Annotated in this window: 22 protein-coding genes; 9 read left to right on the top strand and 13 right to left on the bottom strand. The window is 72.3% G+C overall.

The features are described 5' to 3' along the window. The first annotated feature begins 25 nt into the window (after positions 1–25). Entirely contained in the window at positions 26–1,354 is a 1,329-nt protein-coding gene (locus ABZZ38_RS11695) for a nicotinate phosphoribosyltransferase (protein WP_356738307.1), read from the top strand. Positions 1,355–1,443: 89 nt separating this feature from the next. Beyond that, the gene (locus tag ABZZ38_RS11690; RefSeq protein ID WP_356738305.1) at positions 1,444–2,031 is read left to right on the top strand and encodes an isochorismatase family protein; all 588 of its coding nucleotides are present in this window, start codon (positions 1,444–1,446) and stop codon (positions 2,029–2,031) included. Between the two features lie 434 nt (positions 2,032–2,465). Here ABZZ38_RS11690 and ABZZ38_RS11685 read toward each other — a convergent pair whose 3' ends face one another. Together ABZZ38_RS11685 and ABZZ38_RS11680 are read right to left on the bottom strand one after the other, a co-directional pair. Further along, entirely contained in the window at positions 2,466–2,798 is a 333-nt protein-coding gene (locus ABZZ38_RS11685; protein ID WP_356738303.1) for a hypothetical protein, read from the bottom strand. 120 nt (positions 2,799–2,918) lie between these two features. Next, positions 2,919–5,372, bottom strand: coding sequence for an immune inhibitor A domain-containing protein (locus ABZZ38_RS11680; RefSeq protein WP_356738301.1), 2,454 nt, complete (start codon positions 5,370–5,372; stop codon positions 2,919–2,921). A gap of 616 nt (positions 5,373–5,988) precedes the next feature. Here ABZZ38_RS11680 and ABZZ38_RS11675 point away from each other — a divergent pair. Further along, a complete protein-coding gene (locus tag ABZZ38_RS11675; RefSeq protein WP_356738299.1) occupies positions 5,989–6,318 on the top strand; it encodes a hypothetical protein in 330 nt (109 codons plus the stop codon). Here the strand turns inward: ABZZ38_RS11675 and ABZZ38_RS11670 are convergent. Both ABZZ38_RS11670 and ABZZ38_RS11665 read right to left on the bottom strand, forming a co-directional pair. Beyond that, entirely contained in the window at positions 6,304–7,011 is a 708-nt protein-coding gene (locus tag ABZZ38_RS11670) for an RDD family protein (protein WP_356738297.1), read from the bottom strand. The two genes, ABZZ38_RS11675 and ABZZ38_RS11670, sit on opposite strands and share 15 nt — an antisense overlap. Before the next feature lie 62 nt (positions 7,012–7,073). Beyond that, positions 7,074–8,474: an RDD family protein gene (locus ABZZ38_RS11665; protein WP_356738295.1), complete on the bottom strand. Its 1,401-nt coding sequence runs from the start codon at positions 8,472–8,474 to the stop codon at positions 7,074–7,076. Positions 8,475–8,755: 281 nt separating this feature from the next. Here ABZZ38_RS11665 and ABZZ38_RS11660 point away from each other — a divergent pair, with 281 nt between their 5' ends. Beyond that, positions 8,756–9,166 (top strand): SsgA family sporulation/cell division regulator, encoded by a 411-nt coding sequence (locus ABZZ38_RS11660; RefSeq protein ID WP_356738293.1) that lies wholly within the window; start codon positions 8,756–8,758, stop codon positions 9,164–9,166. A gap of 4 nt (positions 9,167–9,170) precedes the next feature. Here ABZZ38_RS11660 and ABZZ38_RS11655 read toward each other — a convergent pair whose 3' ends face one another. Together ABZZ38_RS11655 and ABZZ38_RS11650 are read right to left on the bottom strand one after the other, a co-directional pair. After that, positions 9,171–9,557 carry a VOC family protein gene (locus tag ABZZ38_RS11655; RefSeq protein ID WP_356738291.1) on the bottom strand — a complete coding sequence of 129 codons (387 nt, stop codon included), beginning with the start codon at positions 9,555–9,557 and terminating at the stop codon, positions 9,171–9,173. A 110-nt stretch (positions 9,558–9,667) separates the two neighbouring features. Beyond that, on the bottom strand, positions 9,668–11,035 hold the full coding sequence (locus ABZZ38_RS11650) for an FAD-linked oxidase C-terminal domain-containing protein (protein ID WP_356738289.1): 1,368 nt from the start codon (positions 11,033–11,035) through the stop codon (positions 9,668–9,670). 97 nt (positions 11,036–11,132) lie between these two features. Here ABZZ38_RS11650 and ABZZ38_RS11645 point away from each other — a divergent pair, with 97 nt between their 5' ends. Further along, entirely contained in the window at positions 11,133–12,635 is a 1,503-nt protein-coding gene (locus tag ABZZ38_RS11645; RefSeq protein ID WP_356738287.1) for a tetratricopeptide repeat protein, read from the top strand. Positions 12,636–12,657: 22 nt separating this feature from the next. On the opposite strand, the gene nthA is transcribed toward ABZZ38_RS11645, so the two are convergent. The 4 genes from nthA to hppD form a co-directional block, all read right to left on the bottom strand. After that, the gene (nthA, locus tag ABZZ38_RS11640; RefSeq protein WP_356738285.1) at positions 12,658–13,239 is read right to left on the bottom strand and encodes a nitrile hydratase subunit alpha; all 582 of its coding nucleotides are present in this window, start codon (positions 13,237–13,239) and stop codon (positions 12,658–12,660) included. Beyond that, positions 13,236–13,511 (bottom strand): SH3-like domain-containing protein, encoded by a 276-nt coding sequence (locus ABZZ38_RS11635; protein ID WP_356738283.1) that lies wholly within the window; start codon positions 13,509–13,511, stop codon positions 13,236–13,238. The genes nthA and ABZZ38_RS11635 overlap by 4 nt, the downstream gene beginning before the upstream one ends. After that, complete coding sequence (locus ABZZ38_RS11630) at positions 13,504–13,785, bottom strand: hypothetical protein (RefSeq protein WP_356738281.1); 282 nt, start codon at positions 13,783–13,785, stop codon at positions 13,504–13,506. The genes ABZZ38_RS11635 and ABZZ38_RS11630 overlap by 8 nt, the downstream gene beginning before the upstream one ends. A gap of 207 nt (positions 13,786–13,992) precedes the next feature. Then, the gene (gene hppD, locus ABZZ38_RS11625) at positions 13,993–15,138 is read right to left on the bottom strand and encodes a 4-hydroxyphenylpyruvate dioxygenase (RefSeq protein ID WP_356738279.1); all 1,146 of its coding nucleotides are present in this window, start codon (positions 15,136–15,138) and stop codon (positions 13,993–13,995) included. A 121-nt stretch (positions 15,139–15,259) separates the two neighbouring features. On the opposite strand from hppD, the gene ABZZ38_RS11620 reads away from it, so the two are divergent. The 4 genes from ABZZ38_RS11620 to ABZZ38_RS11605 all read left to right on the top strand — a co-directional run bounded on the left by ABZZ38_RS11620 (position 15,260) and on the right by ABZZ38_RS11605 (position 17,989). Next, complete coding sequence (locus ABZZ38_RS11620; RefSeq protein WP_356738277.1) at positions 15,260–15,727, top strand: Lrp/AsnC family transcriptional regulator; 468 nt, start codon at positions 15,260–15,262, stop codon at positions 15,725–15,727. Positions 15,728–15,885: 158 nt separating this feature from the next. After that, complete coding sequence (locus ABZZ38_RS11615; protein WP_356738275.1) at positions 15,886–16,482, top strand: winged helix-turn-helix domain-containing protein; 597 nt, start codon at positions 15,886–15,888, stop codon at positions 16,480–16,482. A 17-nt stretch (positions 16,483–16,499) separates the two neighbouring features. After that, a complete protein-coding gene (locus ABZZ38_RS11610; RefSeq protein WP_356738273.1) occupies positions 16,500–16,697 on the top strand; it encodes a hypothetical protein in 198 nt (65 codons plus the stop codon). Next, positions 16,694–17,989 (top strand): MFS transporter, encoded by a 1,296-nt coding sequence (locus tag ABZZ38_RS11605; RefSeq protein WP_356738271.1) that lies wholly within the window; start codon positions 16,694–16,696, stop codon positions 17,987–17,989. The genes ABZZ38_RS11610 and ABZZ38_RS11605 overlap by 4 nt, the downstream gene beginning before the upstream one ends. Here ABZZ38_RS11605 and ABZZ38_RS11600 read toward each other — a convergent pair. The 3 genes from ABZZ38_RS11600 to ABZZ38_RS11590 form a co-directional block, all read right to left on the bottom strand. Further along, positions 17,928–18,716, bottom strand: a complete 789-nt coding sequence (locus ABZZ38_RS11600; RefSeq protein WP_356738462.1) for a S16 family serine protease — start codon at positions 18,714–18,716, stop codon at positions 17,928–17,930. The two genes, ABZZ38_RS11605 and ABZZ38_RS11600, sit on opposite strands and share 62 nt — an antisense overlap. 184 nt (positions 18,717–18,900) lie before the next feature. Beyond that, on the bottom strand, positions 18,901–19,542 hold the full coding sequence (locus tag ABZZ38_RS11595; RefSeq protein WP_356738269.1) for a helix-turn-helix domain-containing protein: 642 nt from the start codon (positions 19,540–19,542) through the stop codon (positions 18,901–18,903). Between the two features lie 675 nt (positions 19,543–20,217). After that, positions 20,218–22,002, bottom strand: coding sequence for a DEAD/DEAH box helicase (locus ABZZ38_RS11590; RefSeq protein WP_356738267.1), 1,785 nt, complete (start codon positions 22,000–22,002; stop codon positions 20,218–20,220). Positions 22,003–22,151 lie beyond the last annotated feature (149 nt).

Below are 22,151 nucleotides of genomic sequence, written 5' to 3'. Positions count from 1 at the left end.
CGAGTAGTGGGGGTAGCATCATCGTATGAATGCTGCGGATCTTGGGCTGCCGGTGGACGTGCCGTCTACCGCGCTCTTCACGGACCAGTACGAGCTGACGATGCTCCAGGCGGCCCTGCGGGGCGGCACCGCCGACCGGCGCTCCGTCTTCGAGGTGTTCACCCGCCGCCTGCCGGAGGGCCGCCGGTACGGCGTCGTGGCCGGCACCGGCCGCGTCCTGGACGCCGTGGAGAACTTCCGCTTCGACCCGGACGTCCTCGGCTACCTGCGCGAGCACGGCATCGTCGACGAGCCCACCCTCACCTGGCTGGCCGACTACCGCTTCGGCGGCGACATCTGGGGCTACCCGGAGGGCGAGGTGTACTTCCCCGGCTCACCGATCCTGCGGGTCGAGGGCTCCTTCGCCGAGTGCGTGCTGCTGGAGACCGTGATCCTGTCGATCCTCAACCACGACTCGGCCATCGCCGCCGCGGCCTCCCGGATGTCCTCGGCGGCCGGCGGGCGGCGGTTGATCGAGATGGGCGCCCGGCGCACGCACGAGCTGTCCGCCGTCGCCTCCGCCCGCGCCGCGTACGTCGGCGGCTTCGACTCCACCTCCGACCTGGCGGCCGGGTTCCGCTACGGCATCCCGACCGTGGGCACGTCCGCGCACGCCTTCACGCTCCTCCACGACACCGAGCGCGACGCCTTCCGGGCCCAGGTGGACTCCCTCGGCCGCGGTACGACGCTCCTCGTCGACACCTACGACGTGACCGAGGCCGTGCGCACCGCCGTGGAGGTCGCCGGGCCCGAGCTGGGCGCGGTGCGCATCGACTCCGGCGACCTGCTGCTGGTCGCGCACCGGGTCCGCCAGCAGCTGGACGAGCTGGGCGCGCGCGACACCAGGATCATCGTCACCTCGGACCTCGACGAGTACGCGATCGCCTCCCTCGCGGCGGCGCCGGTCGACGCGTACGGCGTCGGCACGCAGCTCGTCACCGGGAGCGGCCACCCGACCGGCTCCATGGTCTACAAGCTGGTGGCCCGCGCCGAGTCCGGCGACCCGCGCGCGCCCCTCCGGCCGGTCGCGAAGAAGTCGCTGGGCGGCAAGATGTCGATCGGCGGCCGCAAGTGGGCGGCACGGCGGCTGGACGCCGACGGGGTCGCCGAGGCGGAGGTCGTCGGCACGGGCCAGGTCCCGACGGAGCTCGCCGACCGCCAGCTGCTGGTGGAGCTCGTCAAGGGCGGCGAGATCGTCGCCCGCGAACCCCTGGACGCGGCGCGCGAACGGCACATCGCCGCCCGGGCGGGCCTGCCGATGTCCGCGCTCCAGTTGTCGCGCGGCGAGCCGGTGATCCCCACGGAGTACGTCTGACCCGGCCCGGGCCCCCTCCCGCCGGGCAGGTGAAGTCTCTAGGCTCGATGACACGCCGACCGCTCCCCCACCACCGAAGGACACCCGCCATGCACCGCGCATTGATCGTCGTCGACGTTCAGAACGACTTCTGCGAGGGCGGCAGCCTCGCGGTGGCGGGGGGCGCGGACGTCGCCGCCGCCATCACGGACCTGATCGGCGAGGCCGCCGGGGCGGTCTACCAGCAGGTGGTGGCCACCCGCGACCACCACGTCGACCCCGGCGACCACTTCTCCGACGCCCCTGACTACGTCACCTCCTGGCCGAAACACTGCGTGGCCGGTACGGAGGGGGTCGGCTTCCACCCGAACTTCGCCCCGGCTGTCGCGTCGGGCGCGATCGACGCGGTCTTCGACAAGGGCGCGTACGAGGCGGCGTACAGCGGCTTCGAGGGAACGGACGAGAACGACGTGCCCCTCGCCCGCTGGCTGCGCGAGCGCGGGGTCACGGAGGTGGACGTGGTGGGCATCGCCACGGACCACTGCGTGCGCGCCACGGCGCTGGACGCGGCGCGTGAGGGCTTCAGAACCCAGGTGCTGCTGGACCTGACGGCGGGGGTCTCCGGGGAGACCACGCAGCGGGCGCTGGACGAGCTCCGCGAGGCGGGCGTGGAACTGACCGGGAAGCCGGTCGTGTAGCCGCCTTCCCGAAACGGCGCCCCCGGGCCCCCTGACGGGGGTGACGTACGGCGCAGGGGGCCGGGCGCTGGTCAGGTCCCCCACCCCGCCCCTTCCCGAAGCCGGGGGCGTCGCCCCCAGGCCCCCCTGACGAGGAGGGGGGGGACGGATGTGGGGCTGACGCCCCACACCCCGGCACGACGCCCCACACCCCGGCACGCGGCAGCTTCGCGCCGCGATCACCGGCAGCCGCCCACACCGGGACGGGAGGGTGGGGCTGACGCCCCCACGCCCTCGCACGCGGCAGCCCGCGCCGCAGAGGCCACAGCCCGCACCCGGCGTACGGCAGCGGGGCGGGGCCGCGCCCCATCCACCGCAGGTGGCCGCACCCCGGGACAGGGCAACGAACCGAAGGCGGCGCCGCGCCCGGCCGCGCCGAGGGACCGAGGTGCCGGTTACGCGCCCCGGGGGGCGCCCCAGGCGGGGGGTCGGGGGAGGAGGGCTCGGATCGGGTGCCAGAGTTCCGTCGCGGCCTCCGGCGTCGTCCGCCACAGCAGGCCGTCCGGGTGGTGGAGCACCGCCGTGATCTCGTCCGGGGTCGGCGGGTGGGTGTTGCCGCGCAGGTAGACGGCGCGCAGTCCCAGGTTCCGCAGCCGGGTCAGGGCGCGGGCGCGGTTCACCGCGTGGACCAGGACGCGCACGGTCGAGCCGTCGCCGACCGGGCTGGGCAGACTGAGCGCGACCACGACGTTGCCGCCGGGCAACTTGGTGAAACCTCCACCGGGCATGCGAACCACTCCCCCGTGAGATGGCATGTCAATAAGAACGGGCAAGACGCACTCAAACACGATCGGCCGCCGCCCGCTAGAGGGCGACGGCCGATCATGCTTTGACCTGCGACGATGAAGCTACTTCGTCGACGGGCCGACCTGGACCGTGATCGTCTGGCCGCTCTTCGGCTGCTTGACGATCGAGATCTTGGTGTTGGTGTCAGTTACCTTGACGCCCGCGCGCGCCGTCTCCTCGTACCAGTAGACGCCCTTGCGGTCGTCGAAGACGGGGACACCGGCCTGCGAGTTGATCTTCAGCGGAACGCCCGCGTTGTGCAGCGTGAAGCTGTCGGTGCGGTAGCGGCTGAAGGGAGCGTCGAAGGACTGGACGCGGTTGCGCAGCAGCGTCTTGCCGTCCGACCACTTCATCGGCCTGGCGTGCGCGTCGACCGGCAGGATCAGGCCCTGGCCCGGGTGGACGGCCGTGTTGTTGTCCTTCTGGGAGGTGTCCCACTGCCAGATCAGCAGACCGGTCTGGTACGGGTAGTGCTCCACCCAGCTGTCCATCGGCGCCGCGAAGCCGAAGTTGTACGGGCCGACCTTGAGGGTCTTGTCGTACGAGACGTACTGGCGGTTCTCGGCGATGTAGTACTGCTCGTACTCGTTGGTGAAGGACTCGCCGATGCGGGAGAAGCCCTTCGCGGTCCAGCCGTTGTCGTCACCCTCGGCGTTGTCGGCGAAGACGGTGGCGCCGTCGGCCGTCAGGGCGATGTTGTCGGCCGTGAAGCCCTTGCCGCCCGCGCCGCCGTCGGTCTGGTAGCGGAAGCGGAGGTCGACCTTCTTGCCGGCGTACGCGTCGAGCGGGTACACCAGCTTCTGGAAGGAGCCGGAGACGTCCGTCAGCGCCGGGGCGCCGCTCGCGTCGGCCGGGATCGGCTTGCCGTTGGCGGTGCCGGCCAGGGCCGTCCACTGCTTGCCGCCGTCCGTCGACACCTCGGTGTAGAGGTAGTCGTAGTCCTTCTCGATGTCCCACCAGCCGTCGAGCGTCAGCTCGGCCTTGGCCTTGCCGGTCAGGTCGACGGTGCGGGTGAGGGTGTTCTTGAGGTCGTCACCCATGTCGCTCCACCACTGCTTGGAGCCCTGGGCCGGCTTGACGACCGCGGTGGTGACCTTCTTCTTGGGCAGTTCGACGACGAGCGCCTGCGGGTTCTTGGTGTTGTACTCGGCGACGCCCAGCGTGTGCTTGGACTTGGTCGCCGCCTTGGCCCTCTCGTAGTCGAGCCAGCCCAGCTGGAGCTTGTCCCAGGCGGTCATGTCGCCGGGCATGTCGCCGATGGAGTCCTTGCCCAGGCCGAGCCAGGAGCCGGACGACATGAGGGACCAGAACCCGGTCGAGTTCTCGGCGCCGGCCTTGCCGGAGGTGTCGTACAGGTCGGGCAGACCGAGGTCATGGCCGTACTCGTGGGCGAAGACGCCGAGGCCGCCGTTCTCCGGCTGCATCGTGTAGTCGCCGACCCAGATGCCCGTGGAGCCGATCTGGGCGCCGCCGGCCTTGTTGTTCGCCGGGCCGGTCTTGCCGGCGTCGGTGCCGTAGGCGTACCAGCGGTGGGCCCACAGCGCGTCGCCGCCCTGGGCGCCGCCGCCCGCGGACTCGTCCTCGCCGGCGTGGACGATCTGGAAGTGGTCGATGTAGCCGTCGGCCTCGTTGAAGTTGCCGTCGGCGTCGAAGTCGTAGCGGTCCCACTGGTCGTACTGGGCGAGCTGCGCCTTGATCTGGGCGTCCGTCTGGCCCTTGGCCTTCTGGTCGGCGGCCCAGGCGGTCACACCGTCGCGGACGGCGTCCCACACGTTGGCGCAGTTGCTGCTGCCGCAGTAGTTGGAGCCGTAACGGGCCTCGTTGTACTCGACCTTGACCCAGTCGGAGACCGTGCCGTCGACCGAGTAGCGGCCGGACGAGGTCTTCTCGTAGTAGGTCTTCAGCGAGTGCTTCTGCTGACCGGTCTTCTTGTCCTTGCCCGTACCGAAGTACAGGTCCTGGAAGTGCTGCCGGTTGTAGTCCTTCTGCCAGGCCGTCGAGTTGTCCTTCGAACGGTCCGGCTGGGCTATCCGGTTGTGCAGCGGACCGGGCGTGCCGCCGAACTTCGGCTTCGGCTCGGTCGTGTCGTCGTCCGCGCGGTCGACGAGCGTGGTGGTGTCGACCTTGTCGCCGAACTCGAGCAGGATCGTGAAGATCTTGTCGGTCTTCTCACGGCCGAGCTCGACGTACTTCCTGTCGTCGAGCTTGACGACCTGGGAGGCACCCCTGCGCTCCACCTTCAGGTCGCCGGCCAGCACCTGCTCCAGAGCCGCCTCGCGCTGCTGGGCCTGCTGCTTGCTGAACGGGCCGTCGAGGTCGTGGTCGACCTTGGCGGCGTGGTCGTGCCCCGGAGCCCCGTGGGCCTGGTGCGCGCCGGGCGCCGGGTCGTGGCGCTCGATGCCACTGGTGGGGCGGTTGTCGGCCTGAGCCGTGGTGAGTGTCGAGGCGGTCGCGGCCGTGGCCGCCAGGGCCACGATCACCGCGGACGCGCTGAACGCCCGTCGTCTGCTGGTCACTTAATGTCCTCCCCGCGCCCGCGAACCGCGGATGGGGGGTGAAGTGTTATCCGCGTGCGGGATCGCAGCACAAGTGACGACATTCGACCGGATGCCCGCGAGAAAAGACAGATCTTGACTTGCGCAAGCCAAGCCCCTATGTGGAACGCGCAATCCGGATAGCGGACGAACCTCGCGGTCGCCGCCCCGCGTTCGGGTGGCGACCGCTCGGACCCCCGGCGCGCAGGTCAGCCGGTGCCACCGTACCGAAGGACCGGCCTCCACGGTGAGGGTGGAGCCGTCGCGGGGCTGACCCGCGATCGTGATACGGGTGTCGGTGTCCGAGGTGCGCACGCCGCCGGAACCGTTCTCCTCGTACCAGTACACCCCCGGATGGTCGCCGAAGACCGGCACCCTCCCCTGTACCGTCCTCACCGCTGCGGTGAATCGCGTCAGTGGGCGCCCGGTTCCGGCCAATTGGCATAGGCCGTGATTCTGTGCGCCCCCCATGCACCGGTACCGTTGGTTAGGTGGTGCTTACCACCGGTTCCTCTCGGGCATCCACCGTCGTAGAGTCGCTGGTTAGTGCGACCGAGTTGTGAGTCACCCATACCGATGCATTGAGGACGGATCCGTCATGCCGCGTCCGACTGCCGCACAGCTCGCCTACGGTTCGGCCACCGTCGTCTTCTCGACCGTCGCCATGCTCCTGCTGTCCCGGACCACCACCGGGCTCGGCGTCGCGCTGATCGGGGTGGCCGCGCTCCTGCTCGGCCTGCTCGTCACGCTGTCCATGCCCATGGCCACGAAGGTGAAGGCGGCGCGCAGGAGCCATCCGGCGCCGGCCACCGGAACCCCGGCCGCGGACGGCCCGGAGGCCGGCGACGCGGCCGGGGCCGCCCGGGTGCCCCGCCCGCGTACGGCCGCCTCCCGCACCCAGGCCGGGGAACACTCACTGCGTCGTTGACACGACGACGGTCCTGGCCGCCTTGTCGTGCAGGCCCTGCTTGTACGGCTTGTCGACCAGGATCAGCACCAGCAGGATCAGCTCCCACAGGCACGGGCAGCAGACGAGGGCGGGCACCCACAGCACCATCGCGCGGGTGAGCGCCGCGTTCGTTTGGGGCACGCTGCCGTCGTTGAGCATCGCGACCCGCATGCCCATCAGCCGCTTGCCGAGCGTCTGGCCGTTCTTCTTCGTCATGAGCGTGTCGTAGCCGACGTACGCCACGAGGGAGATGAGCTGGAAGACCCACTGGCCGCCGTCGTTCGACTGCCATACGTCCGCCCAATCGGAGTCGTCGCTCACCCTGGCGTAGATGCCGAACGGGATGCCGAGGAGCGCGAGCGGCACCGTGACGATCAACCAGTCGATGACGCGGGCCAGGAGCCGCTTGCCGGTGTCGGCGAGCGGCGGCATCCCGGCGAGCGGGTCCGCGCCACCACCGCCGTACGGACCGCCCGGTCCGCCCCCGTACGGGCTGCCGCCGCCGTACGGACCGCCCGCGCCTCCGCCGTACGGGCTGCCGCCTCCACCGCCGTACGGATCGCCGGTGCCGGAGGGGCCGCCGCCACTCGGCGGGGTGGGCGGTTCCTGCGGTCTCTTCCGGAAGGGGTCGTCCTCGGGCGGGGGGCCTGACGGCGGCGGTTCGTTGCTCATGTGAGCAGTGCATCCCGCCCGTCGGCACCCCGCAACGGATCACCCGCCGTTCGGGCTACGCGTTACCCGTTCCGCCCCGCCACGAAGGTGTGCGCCGCCTTGTCGTGCCAGCACTGGCGCCAAGGGCGGTCGATGAGGCACCACAGCACGTTGACGACGCCGACCACGACGACGCCGAGCACGCTGTAGACAAGCCAGCGCCGCAGCGCGGCGCCGAACGCCGGGGCTTCGTGGGACTCGATGTCCCGCACCTCCAGGCCCATCAGCCTCTTGCCGAGCGTGCGGCCCCACTTGGCGGTCGGCAGCGCCTCGTACAGCACGCCGAGGACCAGCAGGGCGGCGAGCGCGATGCCGAAGTACGCCGACGTCGTGCCGTCCAGCAGCCAGACGGTGACCGTCTCACCGGACTGCTTGGCCTGCTGGATCTTGCCGTCGATGTGGTCGAGCGCCTTCGTGACGAACGGCGCGGCGACGGCGCCGACGGCCACCCCGAGGACGAGCGTGTCGATCAGCCGGGCCGTCAGCCGCTTGCCGAGCCCGGCCGGGCGGGCCGCGGCCTGGGCCTGCGCGGCCTGCAGGAACGGATCGGCGACGGGCGGCTTCCACGGCAGGACCGGCTGCTGCACCTGCGCCTGCGGCACCTGGTGGAGCTGCGGGTTCGCTTCGGCGGGCTGGGCGAGCTGGTGGACCTGCTGAGCCCACGACGCGGCGCCGCCGCCGGGTCCGGGCGCCACGGGCGCCGGGGTTGGAGCGTGCGCCGGCGTGGCCGCCACCGCGGGCGCCGGGGACGGAGCGGGGGCCGGGGCCGGGGCCGGGGCGGGCTGTGGTGCGTGCGGGTGGGGGTGGGGCTGGAGCTGCGGCTGCGGCTCGGAGCGCTGGCCCGGGGGCTCCGCCCGGATGGTCATCGTCCCGTCGGCCGGCCGTTCCTGCCGCGGCTGGGGCTGGGGCTGGGGCTTCTGGGCGCGGATCGTGACCGTGCCCTCGGGGCCCGGCTGGACGTTCCGTACGCCGGGGAGCGCGCCGCCCGTCGGGTCCGCGCCGGGCGCCACCCGGGGATCCACGGGCGTCCTCGGGTCCTGGCCCGGGCCCTCCGCGCCCCAGGAGACCCGGCGGTCACGGTCGCCGCCGAACCCGGTCTGCCGTGAGGCGTCGGCCTGCCACGCGGACGCGGGCTCCGGGCGCGCGTCCTCCTCGGCCGCCTCCTCCTCGTCGAAGAAGACCGGCCCGGTCTCCTCGACGGACGGCACGGGCGCGGGCGCCGGAGCGGCCGGAGCGCCGGATACGGGTGCCGGGACCGCCGAGGGCGGGGGCGCCGGCATGGCCTCCCCCTCCGCGGGCGCGGGGCGACTCGTACCCGGCACCCACGCTCCACCGTTCCAGTACCGGATGTATCCGGGGATGGAGGGATCGGGGTAGTACCCAGCCCGGGGTACGTTCCCGCCGTCACCAGGAGGTGTCACCACTGCCCCCAACTCCGTTCGTTCACGTCACCGCTTGTCCAGGGAGGACATTAACGAAGAACGTCGGAACCGTAAGAAGGAGACGGGCAAAGTCCGTGTTCGACCCACCCGTGGTGTGGTAACGGGCAAGTGGGACAAGGGTTGTTACGCAAAGTAATGAGAAATGCGCGGCGGAAGTCGCGTAATGACGGAAGGGGAAGCGCCTCTCCACCTGCGCGGGGCCGCTCCAGGACCCCGTACGGGAGAAACCGGCGAGAAACCGGACAAGGAGAAGGAGCAGTCCCATGGAGCACACCGCCGTCGAGCGCGAGCTGGAACTCAGTTTGGTGCTGTCGCCCGAGCGCAGCATCCCGGTCCCTGCCCGGCTGACGTACCGCACGGACGACCCGTACGCCGTGCACATCACCTTCCACGTCGGCTCGGCGTACCCCGTGAGCTGGACCTTCGCCCGCGAGCTGCTGGTCGAGGGGGTCTTCCGGCCGTGCGGGCACGGTGACGTACGGGTGTGGCCCAGTACGTACGAGGGGCGGAGCGTCGTCCTGATGGCGCTCACCTCCCCCGACGGGGACGCGCTCCTGGAGGCCCCGGCCGTGGCGGTGTCCGCGTGGCTGGAGCGGACGCTGCGGGCGGTGCCTCCGGGCGAGGAGTCCGAGCAGCTCGGCCTCGACGACGAACTGGCCGAGCTGCTGGCGTGAGGCGCTAGACCTCCATCACGTACGTGTGGGTGAGGAATTCGATCGAGTGGCCGTCCGGGTCGTCGACGTACACGCCGCGGCCCCCGTGGTTGTGGTTGATCCGCTGGGGCTCGTGGTGGTACGGGTCGGCCCAGTACCGGAGGTCGCGCTCCTCGATCCGGGCGAGGATGTCGTCGAACTCGTCCTCCGGGACGAGGAGGGCGAGGTGCTGGGGGACGATACGGCCGGAGTCGTCGTCGAGGTAGTCGAGGGTGACGCCGCCGTCGAGCGGGACACTGGCGAACGGCCCGAACGGCTTGGGGTCCGGCGCGGCGAGCAGTTCGGTGAGGAAGCGGGCGCCGGCGAAACGGTCACGGCTGCGGACTATGGTGTGGTCGAGGCGTGCGGGCACGGCTCCTCCTGATCCATCCTTCTTCGTTTGTCTCTCCTTTGACCTGCCCTTTCACGGTATGCGGGCGGCGCTGTCCGGTGCCATCGGCCATCGGGCCTACGCCCCGGGTCTCAGAAGAGCTTGCCCGGGTTGAGGATGCCCAGCGGGTCGAAGGTGTGCTTGATGCCGCGCTGCAACTCGACCCCCACCGGGCCGAGTTCGCGGGCGAGCCACTCCTTCTTCAGTACGCCGACGCCGTGTTCGCCCGTGATGGTGCCGCCGAGCTCCAGGCCGAGCGCCATGATGGCGTCGAACGACGCGCGGGCGCGCCGCGCTTCGTCGGGGTCGGTGTGGTCGAAGCAGACGACGGGGTGGGTGTTGCCGTCGCCGGCGTGGACGCAGACACCGATGGTGAGGTCGTACGTGGCGGCGATGGCGGCCGTGCCGTCGAGCATCTCGGCGAGCCGGGTGCGGGGCACGCACACGTCGTCGATCATCGTCGCGGACGAGACGGTCTCCAGGGCGGTGAGCGACAGGCGACGGGCCTGGAGGAGCAGGTCGGATTCGGCGGCGTCCTCGGCCGGGACCACCTGGACCGCGCCGGCCGCCGTGCACAGCTCCCCCACCGCCGCCAGGTCGGCGGCCGGGTCCGGGGTGTCGAAGGCGGCCAGCAGCAGCGCCTCGGTGGAGTCCGGCAGCCCCATCCTCGCCAGCTTGTTGACCGCCTGGACGGTCGTGCGGTCCATCAGTTCGAGCAGCGAGGGCGTGTGGCCGCGCTCCATGATGGCGCAGACCGCCGCGCACGCGGCGGCGGCGGAAGGGAACTCGGCGGCCAGCGCGAGCTGTTGGGGCGGCTGCGGCCTGAGCGCGAGCACGGCCCGTACGACGATGCCGAGGGTGCCCTCGGAGCCGACGAAGAGCCGCGTGAGGTCGTAGCCGGCGACGCCCTTGGCGGTGCGACGGCCGGTGGTCAGCAGGCGGCCGTCGGCGAGGACGACGTCCAGGCCGAGGACGTACTCGGCCGTCACCCCGTACTTGACGCAGCACAGCCCGCCGGACGCGGTGCCGATGTTCCCGCCGATGGTGCACGTCTCCCAGCTGGACGGGTCGGGCGGGTAGTACAGGCCGTGTTCGGCCACCTCGCGGGAGAGGGTGGCGTTGATGACGCCCGGCTCGACGACGGCGATGCGGTCGACCGGGTTGATCTCCAGGATCCGGTCCATCCTGATGAGCGAGAGCACGACGCAGCCGTCGGAGGCGTTGGCCGCGCCCGACAGGCCCGTGCGGGCGCCCTGCGGGACGACGGGGACACGGAGCTCGGTGGCGGTGCGCATGACGTGCCGCACGTGCTCGACGGTGCTCGGCAGGGCGACCACGGCCGGCGTGCCCGCCTCGCAGAAGCCGGCCATGTCGTGGGCGTACGAGGCGGTGACGTCCGGGTCGGTGATCAGGGCGTCGGCGGGGAGGCCCGCGCGGAGGCGTGTCAGCAGCTCGTCCATGATCCCAGCCTGACACCGGGGGCCATCGGTGTGAACCCGTCGCCGGTGCGGTTGGCGTACACCGGGCGGCACGTCCGGGTGACGCACAGTGAGCCGCATGAAGAGCCGCATGAAGAGCCGTATGAAGACGGAGCGGGTCACCCTGGCGGTCCTGCTCACGGGCGCCGGCGCGGTGCTCGCCGGCGCGGTGCTGCTGTACGTCCCCGGTGTGCCCGGCGTCCCGGGCGCCCTGCGCGGCGAGGTGGCCGCCCCGCCCGCCCCCGGCCCCCTCGCGCGGGCGCGGGCGGCGGTGAGCGCGGGCGCGCAGGCCACCGTCCCCGAGCTGACCGCGCTCATCGGCGACCGCGAGAAGTGGCTGCGCGCCCACCCGCGCGACGACGCGGCGTGGGCGGTGCTGGGCGCGGCGTACGTCGAACGCGCCGCCCGGAACGGCGACACCGCCTCCTACGTACGCGCCGAGAAGGCGCTGAAGCGGTCGCTGACCGTGCTGCCGGCCGCCCGGGGGAACGTCGACGCGCAGCTCGGCCTGGCCGCGCTGGCCAACGCGCGCGGTGACTTCGCCGCGGCGAAGCGGTGGGGGGAGGCGGTACGGAAGCAGGAGCCGCGGCGCTGGCAGGCGCACGCGGCGCTGGTCGACGCGTACAGCGGGCTCGGCGACCACGCGGCGGCCGACAAGGCGGTCGAGCGGCTGCGGAAGGTCCACTCGGGGGTGCCCGCGCTGTCCCGCGCGTCCCAGGTGTACCGCGACAAGGGGTGGCGGGAGGACGCCGCGGCGCTCGCCGCCGACGCGGTCGCGCTCGCGGTGACACCGGCGGAACGGGCCGCGTGCCTCCAGCGGCTCGGCGACCTGGCGTGGGAGCGCGGCGAGCCCGAGGAGGCCATCGCGTCCTACGAGCCGGCCCTGCGGCTGCTGCCCGGCCACGCGCCGTCGCTGGCCGGGCGCGCGCGGGCGCTGGCGGCGCTGGGCCGGATCGACGAGGCGCTGCGCGACTACGGGGCGGCGATGGACGCGGCCCCGCTGCCGGAGTACGCCTTGGAGGCCGGCGAGCTGTACGAGGCGCACGGGCTGGACGGCGATGCCCGCGCCCAATACCGGCTGTCGCACGAGTGGGCCTCCGAGTCGCTCACCCACGGCGTCAACGCGACGCCGGTCCTGGCGCGGTACGAGGCGGACCACGGCGACCCGGCGACGGCGGTGAGGTGGCTGACCGCCGAGTGGGCGCGCGGTCACCGGTCCGTGCAGGTGGCCGACGCGCTGGGGTGGGCGCTGTACCGGGCGGGCAAGCCGGAGGAGGCGCTGCGGTACGCGAAGCGGGCCACGGAACAGGGGCTGCGCAGCGCCCTGTTCACATACCACCGGGGGCAGATCGAGCGCGCGCTGGGGCAGTACGGACCCGCGCGCCGCAGCCTCACGCAGGCGCTGCGCACCCACCCGGCGTTCTCGCCGCTGCTGGCGCCGAAGGCGCGGCAGGCGCTGGCGGCGCTGGGCGAGCCGCCGACGGGCGGGCCGGCGGACGTGCACGGCTCGAAGCCGGCCCCGAAGCCCGCGCGGTCGCCCGCGGGCGCGTCGCCCTCCGCCACACCGGGCCCGTCCCGATGAGCGGTGGCCGCGCCGCCCTTCGCTACACCGGGCCCGTCCCGATGAGCCCGTTGCGGGACACGAGGGCGGCGAGGGCCGGTTCGTCCAGGTGCTCCGTGCCCTCGGGGCGGCGGGGCAGCACCATGTACCGCGTCTCGGACGTCGAGTCCCACACCGTGATGGTGGTGGTGTCGGGCAACCGCAGGCCGAACTCGGCCAGTACGGCGCGGGGTTCGCGGACCACGCGGGAGCGGTAGGCCTCGCTGCGGTACCAGCTCGGGGACGGGCCGAGGAGGCGCAGGGGGTAGCAGGAGCAGAGCGTGCAGACGATGACGTTGTGGACGTCCGCGGTGTTCTCCACCACGCGCAGCCGCTGCTTCTGTACGCCGCCGGCGGCGTACCCGAGCTCGCCGACGGCAGCCGCGCCGTCGGCGAGGAGCCGGGCGCGGTAGTCGGGATCGGTCCAGGCGCGGGCGACGACGCGGGCGCCGTTGGCGGGGTTCGAGCCGGCCAGATGGGCGTCGATGACCTCGTCGACCGCCTCACCGCCGACGATGCCGCGCTCCTGGAGGAGGTCCTCCAGCCGGCGTACCCGGCGGGAGATCAACGCGTCGGAGTGGGTCACCGTTCCTCCAGGTAACTCTCGAACAGGTCGAGCACGACATGGTGGTCGCCCTCGCCCCACAGCTCGCGGGCGGCGAAGCGTACGGCGTAGACCTGCTCCCGGGGGGCGTCGTCCACGCCCTGCGCCCGCAGGTCCGCGAGCGGCGCGGGCCCCTCCGGCTCGACGACGGTGCCGGTCTTGCCGCGCGCGTACCGGGGCAGCCGGGTGTGGTGCGGCGGATCGTGGTGCACGGTCCGGACGGTCGCCCCGGGCCGGAATCGGTCCTCAGTCATCGAGCTCGCCCTCCTCGATGACACCCTTGCGTACGAGGAGCGTGCGGATGGCGTGGAACCAGCGCTCGTAGTACGAGGCGGCGAGGTACGCGGCGGGCGGCATCGTCTCGATGGCGTCGCGGAACTCGTCCAGGTTGTACACTCCGGCGCCGAGGAGCGCCCGGTTGAGCGCGAAGACCCGCGCCTCCCAGTCGGCGTGGAAGGGCTCCGTGTCGTCGGTGGTGTCGATGGGCCCGAATCCCTGCATCCCGCCCACGTCGTTGATCCTCGCCATGCCGGGCACCCTACCCACTCCCGCGGGGCGCGGGGCAGGGGTTCCGGGTTCGGTTTCCCCGGGGGTGCGCTGGGGGGCGGTACGGCGCCGGGTCCCCGGGGTGCGACCGGGTACGGCGCCGTTCCACGCCCCTGCACGGACCGCCCGACCGGGCCCGCGACGGCCGAGGGGGCCTTGGGGGCGACGCCCCCGAGGCCCCCTTCGGACTCAGAGGTTGCCGCGCTTCGCCTGCTCGCGTTCGATCGCCTCGAACAGGGCCTTGAAGTTGCCCTTGCCGAAGCCCATCGAGCCATGGCGTTCGATCAGTTCGAAGAAGACCGTCGGGCGATCCTGGACCGGCTTGGTGAAGATCTGCAGCAGGTAGCCGTCCTCGTCGCGGTCCGCGAGGATCTTCAGCTCGCGCAGCGTCTCGACCGGGACGCGCGTGTCGCCGACCCACTCGCCGAGCGTGTCGTAGTACGAGTCGGGCGTGTCCAGGAACTGGACGCCCGCCGCGCGCATGGTGCGTACCGTGGCGACGATGTCGTTCGTGGCGAGCGCGATGTGCTGGACACCGGCGCCGCCGTAGAACTCCAGGTACTCGTCGATCTGCGACTTCTTCTTGGCGATGGCCGGTTCGTTGATCGGGAACTTGACCTTGAGGGTGCCGTCGGCGACGACCTTGGACATGAGCGCGGAGTACTCGGTGGCGATGTCGTCGCCCACGAACTCCTTCATGTTGGTGAAGCCCATGACCTTGTTGTAGAAGCCCACCCACTCGTTCATGCGGCCGAGCTCGACGTTGCCGACGCAGTGGTCGATGGCCTGGAAGGTGCGCTTGGCCGGGGGCTCGACGAACGGCGCGGCGGCGGTGAAGCCGGGGAGGTACGGGCCGTCGTAGCCGGAGCGGTCGACGAGGGTGTGGCGGGTCTTGCCGTAGGTGGCGATGGCGGCGAGGACGACGGTGCCGTGCTCGTCCTTCACCTCGTACGGCTCGGTGAGGCCGGTCGCGCCCTGCTCGACGGCGTACGCGTACGCCTTGCGGGCGTCCGGCACCTCGATGGCCAGGTCGATCACGCCGTCGCCGTGCTCGGCGACGTGCTCGGCGAGGAAGCGGCCCCAGTCGGTGGACGCCTTGATGACGGAGGTGAACACGAACCGCGCGGCGCCGTTCGTCAGGACGTAACTGGCGGTCTCGCGGCTGCCGTTCTCCGGTCCGGAGTAGGCGACGAGCTTCATGCCGAAGGCCGTGGAGTAGTAGTGCGCGGCCTGCTTGGCGTTGCCGACGGCGAAGACGACCGCGTCCATCCCCTTCACCGGGAAGGGGTCGGCCTGCCGGGCGGTGTCGGGCGTGTGGGAGATGGTCTCTGTCATGGCGGCAGGCTCTCTCCGTTTGGCAAGGTGCGCAATAGTTCGCGCGAGGGGTGGTCACTCTGCACAGCGGATGGGCAGTATGGGCGGGCGTTCTGTACAGGATGACCACCGGGAGGCCGTCATGGCGATCGATCATCTGGACGGCAGGCTGATCGCCCTGCTGGCGCGCGAGCCGCGCATCGGGGTTCTGGAGGCCTCGCGCCGGCTGGGCGTGGCGCGGGGGACGGTCCAGGCGCGGTTGGACCGGCTCCAGTCGCAGGGGGTCCTCAGGGGCTTCGGCCCGGATGTCGATCCGGCGGCCCTGGGGTATCCGGTGACCGCCTTCGCGACGCTGGAGATCAAGCAGGGTCAGGGTGCGGACGTGCGCGAGCACCTGGCGGGCGTACCGGAGGTGCTGGAGCTGCACACCACGACCGGGCACGGGGACATGCTGTGCCGGCTGGTGGCCCGCTCGAACGCCGACCTCCAGCGGGTGATCGACCGGGTGGTCGGCTTCGACGGCATCGTGCGGGCCTCCACGGCGATCGTCATGGAGAACCCCGTACCCCTGCGGATCATCCCCCTGGTGGAGCAGGCCGCGAAGGAGTAGGGGGGGAGTCGGGCGGGGAGGAACAGGCCGCGGATGAGGGGGCGCGGAGGGCAGGGCGGCCGGGCAGGGCGGCCGGGCAGGGCGGCCGGGGCAAGTCGCAAAGAAGTGGTTGCAAAGAAGTGCTTGCAAGCGGTTCTTTGCACGCCTACGCTGGCGTCATGCCCGAGTCCGAGAAGAACGACGCCGAGGGTCCCCGTATCCCCCTACGGCAGCTCGATCCGCGCTCGCTGCGCGGCCTCGCCCATCCCCTGCGGATCCGGCTGCTCGCCGCCCTGCGCCACCACGGCCCGGCCACCGCCTCCCAACTGGCCGAACGGCTGGGCGAGTCGAGCGGCGCCACCAGCTACCACCTGCGCCAGCTCGCCGCACACGGCTTCGTCGAGGAGGACCCGGCACGCGGCAAGGGACGGGAGCGCTGGTGGCAGGCGGTCCACCAAGGGACCTCCTGGGACCCCTCGCTCGTCGATGACGCGGACCCCGAGACGCGCGGCGCGGTCTATGTCCTCCTGCACGAGATCGCGACGATGCACGGACAGGAACTGTCCACCTGGATCGGCACGATGCGCGACTGGCCCGCCGAGTGGGTCAAGCACGCGGACCTGAGCGACTTCACCCTGCGCCTCGGCCCCAGGCAGCTGCGCGAGCTCGACGAGAAGGTGCACGCGCTCATCAACAGCTACCGCGACGTCGAGCCGGACGAGGACGCCGCCAAGGTACGCCTCCACCTGCACGCCTTCCCGCAGCAGAACGACTGAAGGGACCCCTGACGGTCATGCACCCCGACATCCACCTCCGGCTGCACGTGCTGCGTGCCGCCGAATTACGGCAGGAAGCCGCCCGGCCCGCCGTCCGCCCCGTCCATCGCGCCGACCCGGTCCGCCGCCCTGTTCGGGTACGGGTCGGCTGGGCCCTCGTGGAGGTGGGCCTCCGCCTCGTCTCCTCCCCCGCCGGCACCGCCCGGTGGGCATGACCGGCCCCGGCGGGCGACGTCCGCTCGCCGCCGTGCTGGCGGCCAACGCGATATCGGTCAGCGGCAACGCGCTGACCCTCATCGGCGTCCCGTGGTTCGCGCTCCAGACCACGGGAAGCCCCGGCAAGGCGGGCCTGGTGGCGTTCTGCGCGACCCTGCCCGTCGTCGTCTCCGCGATCGTCGGCGGCCCCGTCATCGACCGGATCGGCCGCCGCCGCGTCAGCGTCGTCTCCGACCTGGTGTGCGCGCTGGCGCTCGCCGCGATCCCCCTGCTGCACCACGCGGGCCGGCTGCCCTTCTGGGCGCTGTGCGCGCTCATGGGCGTCACCGGACTGTTCCACGCGCCCGGCGAGACCGCCCGCCACGTCCTCGTCCCCGACCTCGCCGAGCGCGCCGGGACGACGCTGGCCCGGGCCGCCAGTCTCTTCGACGCGGTGTCGCGCGGGGCCCGCATGGCCGGGGCGGCCCTCGCCGGCGTACTCATCGCCGTCACGGGCGCCGAAACGGTCCTGCTGGTGGACGCGGCGACCTTCGGGGCGTCCGCCCTGCTCGTCGTCGCCGGGGTGCGGGGGATCGCCACCGCCGACCCGCAGCCGAAGACCGCGCCCGTCTCCCTGGCCGGTTACCGCGCACAGCTGCGGGAGGGGTACGCCTTCGTGCTGCGCTCGCGCCTGATGGTGGCGATCGTGCTGATGGTGATGTTCACCAACGGCCTGAGCCAGGGCTGGAGCGCGGTCCTGCTGCCCGTGCACGCGCAGCGGCACCTGGGCGGCGCGAGCGCCATCGGGCTGGTCACCGCCGTCTTCGGCGGCTGCGCGCTGCTCGGGGCGCTGCTGTACGGGGCGGTGGGGCACCGCTTGCGGCGGCGGACGGTGTTCACCGTCGCCTTCCTGATCGGCGGGGCGCCGCTGTACGTGGTGGCGGCGCTGACCGACAGCGTGCTCCCCCTGGTCGTGACGGCGGCGGTCGGCGGCCTGGGCGTCGGGACGCTGAACCCGATCCTCACCACCGTCATGTACGAGCGCGTCCCCGACGAGCTGCGCAGCCGGGTGGCCTCGGCGACGACGGCCGGGGTGCTCCTGGCCGCGCCGCTCGGCGGCCTGGGGGCCGGCCACCTCGTCGAGCGCGCCGGACTGGGGACGGCGCTGCTGACGATCGGCGCCCTGTACTTCGCGGCGACACTGACGCCTGCGCTCTTCCCGTCGTGGCGGGAGATGGACGCGCCGGCCGTCAGCAGGACGGCGCCTTCGCCCCCCGCTCCAGCGCGCGAAGCGACGACACCGCGTCGTTGAGCGTCGTCACGGGGATCAGCCGCATGCCGTCGGGCAGCTCGGACGTCGCCTGGGAGCACTCGTCCTTCGGTACGAGGAAGACGGTGGCGCCGTCGCGTCCGGCCGCCTGCGTCTTGAGGGACACCCCGCCGACGGCGCCCACCTTGCCGTCCGCGGTGATCGTTCCCGTACCGGCGATGGTGCGGCCCCCCGTGAGGTCGCCGCCCGCGCCGTCGCCGTCCAGTTTGTCGACGATGCCGAGCGCGAAGAGCAGCCCGGCGCTGGGCCCTCCGATGTCGGCGAGGCGCAGGGTCACCTTGACGTCCTCGGGACTCTTGCCGAGGTGGTCGAGGGCGGCGGCGACGGCGCTGTTCTGGGACTCCCGCATCTGGGCGAGGTTGCGCTTCTCGATCTCCGCGTCGGTCTTGCCGGGCGGGTAGACGGAGTCGTGCGGCAGGACGGCGCGGTCCGCGCGGAACCAGCCGTCGACGACGTCACCGAGATCGACGTCGACGCGGGGCCCCGTCGCGACGATCGTCGTCATACGCAGCTGCCCCTCCGTCTTGCGCACGGGCGCGCCGGAGATGGTGATCACCTCCTGCCCCTTGTGCTTCCCGAGCACATCCGACGTCGACCCGGGCCGCGCGAGCGTGAACGGCAAGGGGGCGAAGGCGGCCACACCGAGCAACGCGAGCACGGGCAGCCCGGAGAGAAGAAGGGCGCGGGTACGGGTGAGACGGGAGAGCAGCACGGTGCCAATCTATCGACCCCGGACGGGGGTCACCCGTCCCGCTCCCCACCGCACGGTGTGCGGTGACCGGGAGTGTGCGGTGACCGGGGGCGCTCCGGCAGGGGGAAGCCCGGCAGGGGGAACCCGGCAGGGGGAACCCGGCACGGCGGGCGGGGCGGTCTCAGCGTACGGCGGGGCGGTCTCAGCGGAGGGCGTCGGCGACCTCCCGGGCCGCGTCGACCACGCGGGGGCCCACGCGTTCCGGTACGGCGTCCGCGAGCATCACCACGCCCACGCTGCCCTCGATGCCCGTGATGCCCACCAGCGGGGCCGCCGCGCCGCTCGCGCCCGCCTCCAATTCGCCGTGCGTGAGCGTGTAGCCGGGCTCGCCCAGGGCGCCCTGGCGGGCGGCGAGGATCGCCCGGCCGGCCGCGCCCCGGTCCAGCGGGTGGCGGAAACCGGCCCGGTACGCCACGTGGTAGTCCGTCCAGGTCGGCTCGACGACCGCGACGGCGAGCGCCTCCGCACCGTCGACCAGCGTGAGGTGCGCGGTGGCGCCGATGTCCTCGGCCAGCGACCGGAGCGCGGGCAGCGCGGCCTCACGGACCAGGGGGTGGACCTGCCGGCCCAGCCTCAGTACGCCGAGGCCGACGCGGGCCCGGCCGCCGAGGTCGCGGCGTACGAGCGCGTGCTGTTCGAGCGTGGCGAGCAGGCGGTAGACGACGGTGCGGTTGACACCGAGTTTGTTGGACAACTCGGTGACGGTCAGCCCGTGGTCGGTGTCGGCGAGCAGTTTGAGGACGCGCAGTCCCCGGTCGAGCGTCTGGGAGGTTTCCGCGGTCACGACGCCCTCTCCTTCGGAGTGAGTGACGGCGGACACTCTCATCGGCGACTGCGGCACCCGTCCCATCGGCGCCGCGCGGAGAGGCCGCCGGGAGGCCATGGCACACCGGCTGCGTTCCGGGGCGGCTCTGCCACGGAACGTTGCATTGCGATTGCCGGGACAGTAGCGATGGACTCCGCTGAGCGGAAGACCTCGTCCAGAATCCGGGCGCAAGCGCTTGCCGCGCGGGGGCTTCGTCCCCGTAGGTGACGGTTGAGCACCGCGTTCCGGACACCGGACACCGCGCGCGTTGCCCGGTGGGGCGCCGGGAGGGCCTCTGGCGCCGGACGACGCAGGGCGGCGGGGGGCGGCGCGGGAGGCGCGCCGGACGTTCGGCGGGGCGGAGGTTCCGGCACCGGACTGCGGAACGCGAACGGCGGGCGCGGGGCGTGCACGGCGGGGGCGGGCGCCGGACAACGGGGAGCCGGATGTGCCGGCGCCGGACAGCGGGGCTCCGGGAAGGCCCCCGGCACCGGACTGCGGGCGACGGACCGCAGGGCGCCGGAGGGTCCCGGCGCCGGACAGCGACCGGGCCCGGCGGACGGTCGGGGCCACCGACGGAACCACGCCGCGGACACGCCGCGCGCTTCAGCAGGTCAGCCCGTCAGCACATCAGCAGGTCAACGGGTCAGCCCGTCAACGCATCCGCGTGGCCCACTCCTGCACTTTCTTGATCCGCTCCCGGATCTGCCCCGCCGTCGCCTCCGCGCTCGGCGGCCCGCCGCACACCCTGCGCAGCTCGGTGTGGATCACCCCGTGCGGCTTGCCGCTCTGGTGGACGTACGCGCTCACCATCGTGTTCAGCTGCTTGCGCAGCTCCAGCAGCTCCTTGTGCGAGACGACCGGCCGCCGCTCGGCCGGCAGCTCCAGCAGGTCGGCCTCCTCGGCCGGCTTCTGCCTGCTGTGCGCGATCTGCCGCGCCTGCCGCTTGCGCAGCAGCAGCTGCACCTGGTCCGGCTCCAGCAGCCCGGGGATGCCGAGGTAGTCCTGCTCCTCCTCGCTGCCGGGGCGGGCCTGCATGCCGAACTCGGCACCGTCGTACAGCACCCGGTCGAAGACCGCGTCGGACTCCAGCGCCTCGAAGGGCAGCACGTCCTGTTCGCCGGTGTCCTCGTCCTCCTGCTTGTTCGCCTCCTCCATCTCCTTCTCGGACTCGGCGTACGGGTCCTCGTCCCCGTCCTTCTTCGGCTTGTCGAGGGCGTGGTCGCGCTCGACCTCCATCTCGTTCGCGAAGGTGAGGAGGGTCGGGATGGTCGGCAGGAAGACGGACGCGGTCTCGCCGCGCCTGCGGGACCGCACGAAACGGCCCACCGCCTGGGCGAAGAACAGCGGTGTCGAGATCGTCGTCGCGTACACACCCACCGCGAGGCGCGGTACGTCGACGCCTTCCGACACCATGCGGACGGCGACCATCCAACGGTCGTCGCTCTCACTGAACTCATCGATCCGCTTCGACGCGCCCGCGTCGTCGGAGAGGACGACGGTGGCCTTCGTGCCGGTGATCTCCCGGATCAGCTTCGCGTACGCGCGCGCCGAGTCCTGGTCGGACGCGATGACGAGGCCGCCCGCGTCCGGGATGCCCTTGCGGACCTCGGTGAGCCGCTGGTCGGCGGCGCGCAGCACGTTCGGCATCCAGTCGCCACGCGGGTCGAGCGCCGTACGCCACGCCTGCGAGATGGCGTCCTTGGTCATCGGCTCGCCCAGCTTCGCCGCGACCTCGTCGCCCGCCTTGGTGCGCCAGCGCATGTTGCCGCTGTAACTGAGGAAGATCACGGGGCGGACGACGCCGTCGCCGAGGGCGTTGCCGTACCCGTACGTGTAGTCCGCGGACGAGCGGCGAATGCCGTCGTTGCCCTCTTCGTACGTGACGAAGGGGATCGGGTTGGTGTCGGACCGGAAGGGCGTACCGGTGAGCGCGAGCCGCCTCGTGGCCGGCTCGAACGCCTCCAGGCACGCCTCACCCCACGACTTGGAGTCACCGGCGTGGTGGATCTCGTCGAGGATGACGAGCGTCTTGCGCTGCTCGCTGCGGTTGCGGTGCAGCATGGGGCGCACGCCGACACCGGCGTAGGTGACCGCCACCCCGTGGTACTCCTTGCTGAGCGGCCCGGCGCTGTAGTCGGGGTCCAGCTTGATCCCTACCCGCGCCGCCGCGGCCGCCCACTGCTTCTTCAGGTGCTCGGTCGGCGCGACGACGGTGACCTGCTGCACGACATGGTGGTGCAGCAGCCAGGACGCGAGCGTGAGCGCGAAGGTGGTCTTACCGGCGCCCGGGGTCGCGACCGCGAGGAAGTCGCGGGGCTGCTCCTGGATGTACTTCTCCATCGCGGCCTGCTGCCAGGCGCGCAGCTTGTTGGCGGTACCCCAGGGCGCGCGACCGGGAAAGGCGGGTGAGAGGTGATGGGAGGCGGTAGTAGTCACGGTCTCCGATTCGGGCCTCGGTTACGGCGGTACGTACGACAACCGGGCCACCCTACCGGTGGCCCACCGCCGCTCTCGTCCGTACGACACCGTGAGCACGCGGACTGCGACGTGGTTCACACCGGCCGCACGGGCGGAGCCGGGGCCGG

The sequence above is a fragment of the Streptomyces sp. NPDC006368 genome (genome assembly GCF_040612535.1).
Classification (GTDB): Bacteria; Actinomycetota; Actinomycetes; order Streptomycetales; family Streptomycetaceae; genus Streptomyces.
The sequence above is the reverse complement of the archived record's forward strand: the minus strand, read 5'-3'. Positions and strand labels throughout refer to the sequence as shown.